The sequence below is a fragment of the Faecalimicrobium dakarense genome (assembly GCF_000499525.1).
Taxonomy (GTDB): Bacteria; Bacillota; Clostridia; order Peptostreptococcales; family Peptostreptococcaceae; genus Faecalimicrobium; species Faecalimicrobium dakarense.
Map to the genome: position 1 here is coordinate 1 of NZ_HG529375.1, position 9,301 is coordinate 9,301.

At 27.0% G+C, this 9,301-nt stretch carries 10 protein-coding genes; 4 read left to right on the forward strand and 6 right to left on the reverse strand.

Annotated elements, in window-relative coordinates; translation table 11 throughout:
- Positions 1-178 precede the first annotated feature (178 nt).
- Positions 179-610 (reverse strand): hypothetical protein, encoded by a 432-nt coding sequence (locus tag BN899_RS12420; RefSeq protein WP_042275822.1) that lies wholly within the window; start codon positions 608-610, stop codon positions 179-181.
- Positions 611-757: 147 nt separating this feature from the next.
- On the opposite strand from BN899_RS12420, the gene acpP reads away from it, so the two are divergent.
- Complete coding sequence (gene acpP, locus BN899_RS12425) at positions 758-985, forward strand: acyl carrier protein (protein ID WP_042275824.1); 228 nt, start codon at positions 758-760, stop codon at positions 983-985.
- Positions 986-1,031: 46 nt separating this feature from the next.
- On the opposite strand, the gene BN899_RS12430 is transcribed toward acpP, so the two are convergent.
- The 3 genes from BN899_RS12430 to BN899_RS12440 form a co-directional block, all read right to left on the reverse strand.
- Complete coding sequence (locus BN899_RS12430; RefSeq protein WP_042275826.1) at positions 1,032-1,244, reverse strand: hypothetical protein; 213 nt, start codon at positions 1,242-1,244, stop codon at positions 1,032-1,034.
- 131 nt (positions 1,245-1,375) lie between these two features.
- Positions 1,376-2,380 carry a nucleoid-associated protein gene (locus tag BN899_RS12435; RefSeq protein ID WP_042275829.1) on the reverse strand — a complete coding sequence of 335 codons (1,005 nt, stop codon included), beginning with the start codon at positions 2,378-2,380 and terminating at the stop codon, positions 1,376-1,378.
- A gap of 13 nt (positions 2,381-2,393) precedes the next feature.
- Positions 2,394-3,296 carry an RluA family pseudouridine synthase gene (locus BN899_RS12440; protein WP_042275831.1) on the reverse strand — a complete coding sequence of 301 codons (903 nt, stop codon included), beginning with the start codon at positions 3,294-3,296 and terminating at the stop codon, positions 2,394-2,396.
- Positions 3,297-4,105: 809 nt separating this feature from the next.
- Between BN899_RS12440 and BN899_RS12445 the strand changes: the two genes are divergently transcribed.
- Positions 4,106-4,906 (forward strand): NAD(+)/NADH kinase, encoded by an 801-nt coding sequence (locus tag BN899_RS12445; protein WP_042275834.1) that lies wholly within the window; start codon positions 4,106-4,108, stop codon positions 4,904-4,906.
- Between the two features lie 23 nt (positions 4,907-4,929).
- Positions 4,930-5,499, forward strand: a complete 570-nt coding sequence (gene yfcE, locus BN899_RS12450; protein WP_042275837.1) for a phosphodiesterase — start codon at positions 4,930-4,932, stop codon at positions 5,497-5,499.
- Positions 5,500-5,557: 58 nt separating this feature from the next.
- Here the strand turns inward: yfcE and pepT are convergent, their stop codons facing one another.
- Together pepT and BN899_RS12460 are read right to left on the reverse strand one after the other, a co-directional pair.
- Positions 5,558-6,784: a peptidase T gene (gene pepT, locus BN899_RS12455; RefSeq protein WP_042275839.1), complete on the reverse strand. Its 1,227-nt coding sequence runs from the start codon at positions 6,782-6,784 to the stop codon at positions 5,558-5,560.
- 184 nt (positions 6,785-6,968) lie between these two features.
- Complete coding sequence (locus BN899_RS12460; RefSeq protein WP_042275842.1) at positions 6,969-8,225, reverse strand: HlyC/CorC family transporter; 1,257 nt, start codon at positions 8,223-8,225, stop codon at positions 6,969-6,971.
- 238 nt (positions 8,226-8,463) lie between these two features.
- Between BN899_RS12460 and BN899_RS12465 the strand changes: the two genes are divergently transcribed.
- The gene (locus tag BN899_RS12465; protein ID WP_330362546.1) at positions 8,464-9,138 is read left to right on the forward strand and encodes a nitrite/sulfite reductase domain-containing protein; all 675 of its coding nucleotides are present in this window, start codon (positions 8,464-8,466) and stop codon (positions 9,136-9,138) included.
- The last annotated feature ends 163 nt before the right edge of the window (positions 9,139-9,301 follow it).

A 9,301-nucleotide genomic window follows, 5' to 3' on the forward strand; every position in this document is an offset into this window, starting at 1 on the left:
TATGCTGTCATCTTCTAAAACGCCATCTAATATATCTGTGCATAGTACAATAAATATTAATACTATAATTACTAGCATTCCATTGCCAAAAAGGCCATCATCGCCTCCAAAAAAACGGGATAGCGCATCTTCTAATTTTGCCATGACCTTCCCCCCTTAATTTCAAAGCTTCCTTGTTTTAAGTATATGTCATAGCTGATAAATAAGTTACCTCTTTAAAACTCTTATTAGCCAATTTGTCTAATTCTTCATCACACAAGCTATTGTATTTATCTACATCTTCTAAGTGTTTTTCCTTATTCTTATTTTCTGATATACTTTGTATTAAACTATCTATTGATTTTATTTTATACTCTTTGTAGTCATTTATTAAAAATGTTGTTTTAGAGTTTGTAATACCATTTTTTATAGATACCAGCCTTGATATGTACTCATCCTTCTTTTCTTTAACATGTTCTTCTTTTTCCAATATATCCTCTAATATAATATTGGTTTCAAATACATAATCCTTTATCTTTTGCATATCTAATGTCACTGAATTATAATATAAGTTTGTTAATATTATTAAAAATACTCCGATTGATGATACTACCAATCCTATATATTTCATAACAATTCCTCCTATGTGTAAATTTATATTATAATTTATATTCTTTTCCTAAAAATTTATTACTTTTTTTATAATTGTATATTGAATTTTTTTACATATTATATTAAACTACAATTAAAATTAATCAACTCTTTTAGGAGGTTTACAATGTTTGAAAAAATAAAAGAAATAATAGCAGAACAACTAGGGATAGATAATGTAGACAAAATAACTCCACAAACATCTTTAATAGATGACTTAGAAGCAGATTCTTTAGATGCTGTAGAAGTTATAATGGCACTTGAAGATGAGTTTGGAATAGAAATTCCAGATGAAGAAGCAGAACACTTCAAGACTATAGGAGATATAGCTAAGTTTATAGAAGATAATAAATAATAAAACCGAGCATTTAAGCTCGGTTTTATTTTATATATATTTAATTTTAGCAACAACAATCATTATTATTGTTATTAAACATAAACACTAAGAACACTATAAGTATAATCCAAATAAATGAATTATTTTGTTCAAAGAAACATCCTATATCTCCATTTCCCATAAACAATAAAATTATAGCTCCTATTATTAAAAATAAAATAAGTGGGTTATCATCTATACAATCAAATCCTCTAAAAAGCCCTGTTATTTGATCCATTTATACGCCTCCTTAACTTGATATGTAACAATTTAATAGTTTTCTTATTTATAAATATGATTGTATATTTATCTTTGTGCATGTACAAAAAAATAGTATGAAAATATTAACTATCTTCATACTATCTATACTTATTTTTCTTCGTAGAATTTTATATTTTTAAGTACTATATCTATTGTTCCATCTGGATTTTGTCTTACACTATATTTCATTGGATCCTCAAAATCAGCTAAGTTACCTTTTAAATCAAATCCATTATCTGTTTTTATACTTCTCTTTTTAAGCTTCTTTTCTACCCATTTTTTATCTATATTAAAGCCTTCTTCTAAGCCTTTATCTTCCATATGTTCTTTAAAACTTTCTTTAAGATTTTCATCTTTTATTGAGTTTTCTACAAAATCATGAATATCTATTTCATGCTTTTCTTTTAATGTATAGTTTAGTATACTTCTAACATCTTCCGCTTGTTTTATATCATCACTTAGTGCATTTGTAATCCAGTTTTCTGCTGAATTTTTAAATACTTTAGTCTTATATTTATCATCTTCTATTTTCTCAGCATTTAAAAATTCTGTTATAAACTTAGATTCACTTTCTTCTTTTTCAGCATCTTTATCTAAAAGTCTTAAATGGAATTCGTCATTTATACCGCTTGTTCCAATTATTGCGCATTGCTTTTGTCTCCCAGTTTCTGGTATACCTACTTCATTTGCAACCATTTGTATATTAAATTTATCATCTATAAATTCTATTGAGTGAGTATAAAGTTTCTTGTAGTCTAACTTTAATATAGCCACATACTTTTCATCTTTTACAGTATATAAACATATTGCTAAGTCACAAGATTCGATTTCTGCATTAATTTTCATAATATCAAATAAATATGCTGCTATTTCCTTAGAGTTTTCTAAAAATGTGCTCTCATCATATATAATTTGTTCGCAACAATTTTTTATTGTATTATCATTATAATTTTTAAATACACCTTTTCTTAAATCATCATCTTTAGTAACTCTTTTTATAACCTTTTGGAAAAACTTATCTACTTCTTGATTAACCTTACCTTCAAAATCATTTAATATTGGCACATCACTATTTTTATCTAGTACATGCACTATAAACTTATGTATTATCATAATCTATACACCTCTATCTTAATTTTTCTATTAATTCTTTTATATCATTTGGTAAATTAGCTTTAAAGCTTAATTTTTCTTTAGTTCTTGGCTGCTCAAACTCTAAGCTATATGCATGTAGAGCTTGTCTATTAATAAGATTTTCATCAACATGACCATAAAGTTCATCACCTATTATTCCATGGCCAATAGATTCCATATGAACTCTTATTTGATGAGTTCTTCCAGTTTCAAGCTTTACCTCTAGTACAGTAGCATCATTTAATCTTTCAAGTACTTTATAGTGAGTTACTGAAATCTGTCCTCTTTCATCTATAACTCTTTTTATACTATCTTCAGTTTGTCTATATATTGGCTTATTAATAGTTCCTTCATTATCTAAAACTAATCCTTTTACAACAGTTATATAAGTTTTTTCAACCTTATCTTCACTCATATCTTGAGATAATGTATGATGTGCATATGCATTTTTTGCAACTATTACAAGACCTGATGTATTCATATCTAGTCTATTTACAAACCTTATTTTTACTTTTTCATTGTTTTTTATAATATAGTCTGTTACAGCATTTGCAATAGTTTTATCATAATGACTTTTAGTTGGATGAACTACCATAAATGGCGGTTTATTTACCATTATTAAATCAAAATCATCATATAATACTTCTAAATTTAAATCTTGTGGTTCAAAGTTAGCCATATCTTCTTCTATTTTTACTTCTATTAAGTCACCCTTTTTTATCTTAGCACTTGGCTTTTTAAATTCACCATTTACTAATACACTTTGCTCTCTTTTCATTTTAGATAAAGATCTTACTGAGAAATTTAATTTATCTAGCAATACTTCTTTTAAAGTTAAATCTTCATCATTTGTATATGATATAAGGTTATATTTTTGACCTTCTTTTTTAAACAAATCTACACCTACTTCCTTTTTGCTAATAACATTATATATTTTACACTATTTTTTTAATATATAGATTATTTTTTTAATTTATTTCCATAATCTTTTATTCATTATAACATACCAAAAATTGTTATTTTAAAGTGTGTCTATAGGTGTATCCATAAACCTTAAAAGTGTATCCTTGCCCCCTCTAAAGTGTGTCCTTAAAGGCTCAATATGTATCCTTAATAATCAGTCTTTATTTTTGATAATTTTAAAATATTAAATTTTTACTTAAGATTTTATTAAAAAAGTGTATCCATGTGTCTATAAAAACATTAGTATAGACACACCTATGGATACGGCTTAAATTAAGTTGTACCAAGGGTTTATGTTAAAATGTATCCACTGTGTCCATAAAATTGTATATAACCTATAAAAATTAAAATTTATATATAAATAATATATAAATAATTAATATAGGTATAAAGGGAAAAATATGGATACAGAAACAGTTATTTTTATAAAAAATAGACTATCAACTGATAGGCTATTTTTTATTATGTGCCTCAAAATTAAAAGAATGACTACTATTATCTTGTTGTAAACTTATATATCCAGTTTCTAAAAATGGTAAATCAACTGTGTATCTTCCGTCAATATTTATACTTACAGAATATAAGTCAAAATAATTTTTGTCTAAATTTAATCCTTTTGGAAATAAGAACTCTATATACCTACTTGAAATTTCATTAATATATCCCTTTATTTATATAGAATAATTTAACTTATAGTTTTATAAAATTATGTTATAATACAAAGTATGAAGGGGTGGAAAAATGAAAAGAATTATTACTATAAGTTCAAATGGACTTTTAAAATCTTTAGAGACTAAGGAGCTATTATCTAAAAAACTTATAAACGCAGGTTTTGAAGTAAGAGATGATTTCCATCCAGATACAGAACTAGTTATATCAATTGGCGGTGATGGGTCTTTCTTAAAAACTATTCATGATTTTGAATTTCCTGAAGTACCCGTTGTTGGAATAAATACAGGACATCTTGGTTTTTTCCCGGATATTTCTCCTGATAATATAGACGATTTTATTGAAGCTTACTTAAAAAAAGATTATCTTATTCAAGATATATCTCTTATACAAGCTAATATATGCACTAATAAACACTGCTTAGATATATTTGCTATAAATGAAGTTGTGGTAAAAGGTGATAAATCTAGAACTACTCATCTTAATTTAAAAGTAAATGATACGCATATACAAAATTTCAGCGGTGATGGAATGATTATATCAACTCCTACAGGGTCTACAGCATATAATTATGCTGCTGGAGGAAGTATTGTAGATTCAAGTTTAAACCTTATGCAACTTACACCACTTTACCCTATAAATACAAATGCTTATAGGTGTTTTACATCGAGCATAATTTTTTCTAGTGAATCTATAATAAATATTATTCCTGAATATAGGTTTGAAGATTCTATATTAATAGTTATTGATGGTGTTGAGCATAAATATAGTCAAATATCTGATATAAAGATTTTTGTATCCGATATAAAAATAAAATTACTTAGAATGTCAAATTATGAATTCTGGAGTAGAGTCTCTGAAAAATTTTTGTAGCACATAATTAGGAGGATTTTAATATGAAAATAGGAGTAATGAGTGATACTCATGGAAGTTTACTTTATTTTGAAAAAGCTTTAGATGCTTTAAATGATTGTGATTTTATACTACATGGTGGAGATGTATTATACCATGGACCGAGAAATCCTCTACCAGATGGATATAATCCAAAAGAATTGGCCTTAAGATTAAATGAAGTAGAAAATATACTTATAGCTAAAGGAAATTGTGATTCTGATGTAGACCAAATGGTTATAGACCACCCTATCCAAACGCCTTATGTTGTAAGTCAATTTGGAAAGCTTAGAATTTTAATAACTCATGGATATGTAGAGTCTAAAGAAGATATGATAAAAAAGGCAAAATCTATGAATGCAAATGTTCTTATATCTGGACATACTCATGTAAAGGAATTATATTTAGATGATAATTTAGTAGTTTTAAATCCTGGTTCTACATCTATACCTAAAGACGGAAGTCATTCAGTTGCAACTATTGAAGTAATGGGTGAAGACCATCATGAATTAGATTTAGATATAAATTTAATAGATATAAATAGCGGTGAAATTATAGAGTTAGATAATGAATAATTAAAATAGGTATTGGATTAATCCAATACCTATTTTTTGCATTTAAATAATATATAATCTATCCTCTTTGTGCATACTTTTCAGATATCTTAACTATAAGTTGTGCACATTTATCCATTGAATCTACTGGTATACATTCATTTTTACTGTGGAAATTTAATCCTCCAGTGAATATATTTGGACATGGTAGACCCATAAATGATAATCTAGCTCCATCTGTACCACCTCTTATTGGTAATATAAGTGGCTCTATACCTACTTCAGTCATAGCATCTTTTGCTATATCAACTATAAACTTAACAGGCTCTACTTTTTCTTTCATATTAAAGTATTGATCTTTTAAATCTAGAGTTATTCTTCCATCATACTTCTCATTTAGCTTATTTATACTTTCAGTCATATAAGCTTTTCTTTCTTCAAATTTTTGCTTATCATGATCTCTTATTATATAAATCATACTTGCATTTTCAACATTACCATTTAAATCATTTAAGTGATAGAATCCTTCATATCCTTCTGTTGTTTCTGGTCTTTCATTTTTAGGGAATATTTCAGATATTTCAGCTGCTATATGCAGTGCATTAACCATTTTATTTTTAGATGCACCTGGGTGAACGTTTCTTCCTTGTATAGTTATAGTAGCTCCTGCTGCATTAAAGTTTTCATATTGAAGCTCTCCTATTATACCACCATCTATAGTATAAGCATATTTAGCCCCAAATTTTTCAACGTTAAATAAATTAGCACCTCTACCTATTTCCTCATCTGGAGTAAATCCTATTTTTATATCACCATGTTTTATCTGAGGATTATTTATTAAGTACTCTATAGCTGTAACTATCTCTGCTACACCAGCTTTATCATCAGCACCAAGTAATGTAGTACCATCAGTGACTATTAAATCTTGACCTTTAAATTTAGCAAGCTCTGGATAATCTTCAACTTTTGTAACTATATTTAGTTCTGAATTTAATACTATATCTTTTCCATCATAGTTTTCAACTATTCTTGGTTTAACATCTTTACCTGTAACATCTGGTGCTGTATCTAAATGAGATATAAATCCTATTGTTTCTACACCTTCTATATTTCCTTTTAAAGTTGCCATTACATAACTATTCTCATCTACGTTGGCATCTGTAAGTCCTAATGTTTTTAATTCTTCAACTAAATAGTTAGCAAATACTCTTTGCCCTTCTGTTGATGGACAATTTGAATTTTTAGGGTCTGCAGTCGTATCAAATGTAACATATTTTAAAAATCTTTCTACTACTTTTTCTCTCATATTCTAATCCCTCTCTCTTTAGTTTCTGTTGATTTATAATCAATATATAATTAAGTATTACCATTATTTTACCATTTGATGTTTGTATTTTTCTACATTTTTCATTATTTTGTTTTAAATTATAATAATTTTCGTTTATAATATTTTTTATTTATATAAAAAAACACCGCTATAAGCAGTGTTTTTATGTGAAAATTCTTATTTTCTTTATTCTATTTTTATCCAATGATTCTATACAAAATCTTATGTTATCAAATTCAATAACTTCATTTTCCTCTGGCCATCTTCTTAAGTGGCCTATTATAAATCCACCTATAGAATCAAACTCTTCTGATTCTAACTTAACTCCTATAAGTTCATTTATATCTGTTATTTTTGTACTTCCTTCAACAACATATTCATCCTCTTTTATTACTATTATATCATCCTCTTCTTCATCATACTCATCTTCTATATCACCAACTATTACTTCTACTAAATCTTCTATAGTTATTAATCCTGATGTACCACCGTACTCATCTACAACTATAGCCATTTGACTTTTTTCTATTTTCATCTCTTCAAGTAATTGAGTTATCTTTTTAAATTCATATGTGAAGAATGGCTCTCTTATATAATTATTAACATTAAAGTTTTTTATTTCTTCATCTTTTAAAAATATTACATCTTTTATATTAAGTATACCTATAATATCATCTATTGAATCCTCATAAACAGGAAGCCTACTTAGCTTTTCATGTTTAAACATCTCTATTATTTCTTCATAACTATCTTCTGAATTTATAGCTATCATATCTAATCTTTGAACCATAGCCTCCTTGGCTTGCATATCACCAAATTGGAATACATTATTAATAATTTGTCTTTCTTCTATTTCTAGTACTCCTTCTTCATGACTTACATTTACCATAGTCTTTAATTCTTCTTCAGTTATATATGGTTGCGAACCCTTAGATTTTATGCCAAATATCTTAAATATTACATTTGTAATTAGATTAAATATCCATACTATAGGTGAAGCTATAAATATAATAGCTTTTATTGGCTTAGATACAAAAAGAGCTACTTTTTCTGAATTATTTGCTGCTATTGTCTTTGGAGTTATCTCTCCAAATATTAGTACTAATACCGTCATAACAGCCGTTGCAAGAGGAACCGCACCTGGTTTATCTCCTAATATAGACATAAACAAAGATGTTGATATTGATGTTGCTGCTATATTTGCAATGTTATTACCTACTAATATAGAGCTTAATAGTTTATTAGGTTCCTCTATTAAAGAACTAACTAATTTAGCTCCTTTTACTCCTTCATCCTTCATTCCTCTAATTCTTATCTTACTTAAAGACATTAAAGCCGTTTCAGATGCTGAAAAGAACCCCGAACCTATAAGTAATATTACTAAAATTCCTATTTGAATCAAAATACCGGTCAAATCCAACCTTTACCACACTCCTAGTTTTAATTTTTAATGTTAGTATATTATATCATATATGAGCTTTATTGGGAAATAATACATATTAGTAATTACTTTAAATACAAGTTTATTATGCCCTTATAATAATAATAAATATTTACTTATATTCTAATAAAATATATATGCTTATTTTTAATTATTTACATCTATAAAATTAATTTATTTCCATATACTATTATTACTACATAAAGGAGGTATTATTATGAAAGATTTACTTGAAAAAGGTGCCGTATTACAAAGAGATAAAGAAACTTATGCAATAGCACCTCATATTCCTGCTGGATTAATATCATCCGATCAACTTAGAAAATTAGCTGATATCGCAGATAAGTACAATGTTAATGCAATTAAAATAACTGCTGCTCAACGTATTGCTTTAGTAGGATTAAAAGAAGAAGATATTGATAATGCGTGGGAAGATTTAGGAATGAAACCTGGTGCTGCTATAGGGCTATGTGTTAGAAGTATTAAAACATGTCCTGGAACAACATTTTGTAAAAGAGGGTTTAGAGATTCTGTATCTGTAGGACTTAAACTTGATGATAGATATCACGGAATGAATCTTCCTAATAAATTAAAGATTGGAGTAAGTGGTTGCCCTAATAGCTGTTCAGATAATCATACTCGTGATATAGGATTAATGGGTATGCCTAAAGGATGGGCAGTTTTTGTTGGAGGTAAAGGTGGTAATGTTCCAAGACTAGGTGATAAATTAGCTATTAATATACCTGATGATAAGGTATTAGGTGTAGTTGATGAAATTGTACAAATATACTCAAAGAATGCAACTGGCAAAGAACGACTAGGTTCTTACATAGATAGAATAGGATTTGATGAATTTAAATCTATGGTTAATTTAGACAATATATTACAATAAATAATAAAAAAAATATTTTTTATTATTTTGTGTCATTTTTTGTATTTACGACATATGTTATATTAAGAGAAGCTTAAAAAAGAGTTTCTCTTACAAAACCAAATAACATGAATATCAAAACTCCTGTTAGTATTATAATCAATGATCGGATATAAAAAATTTC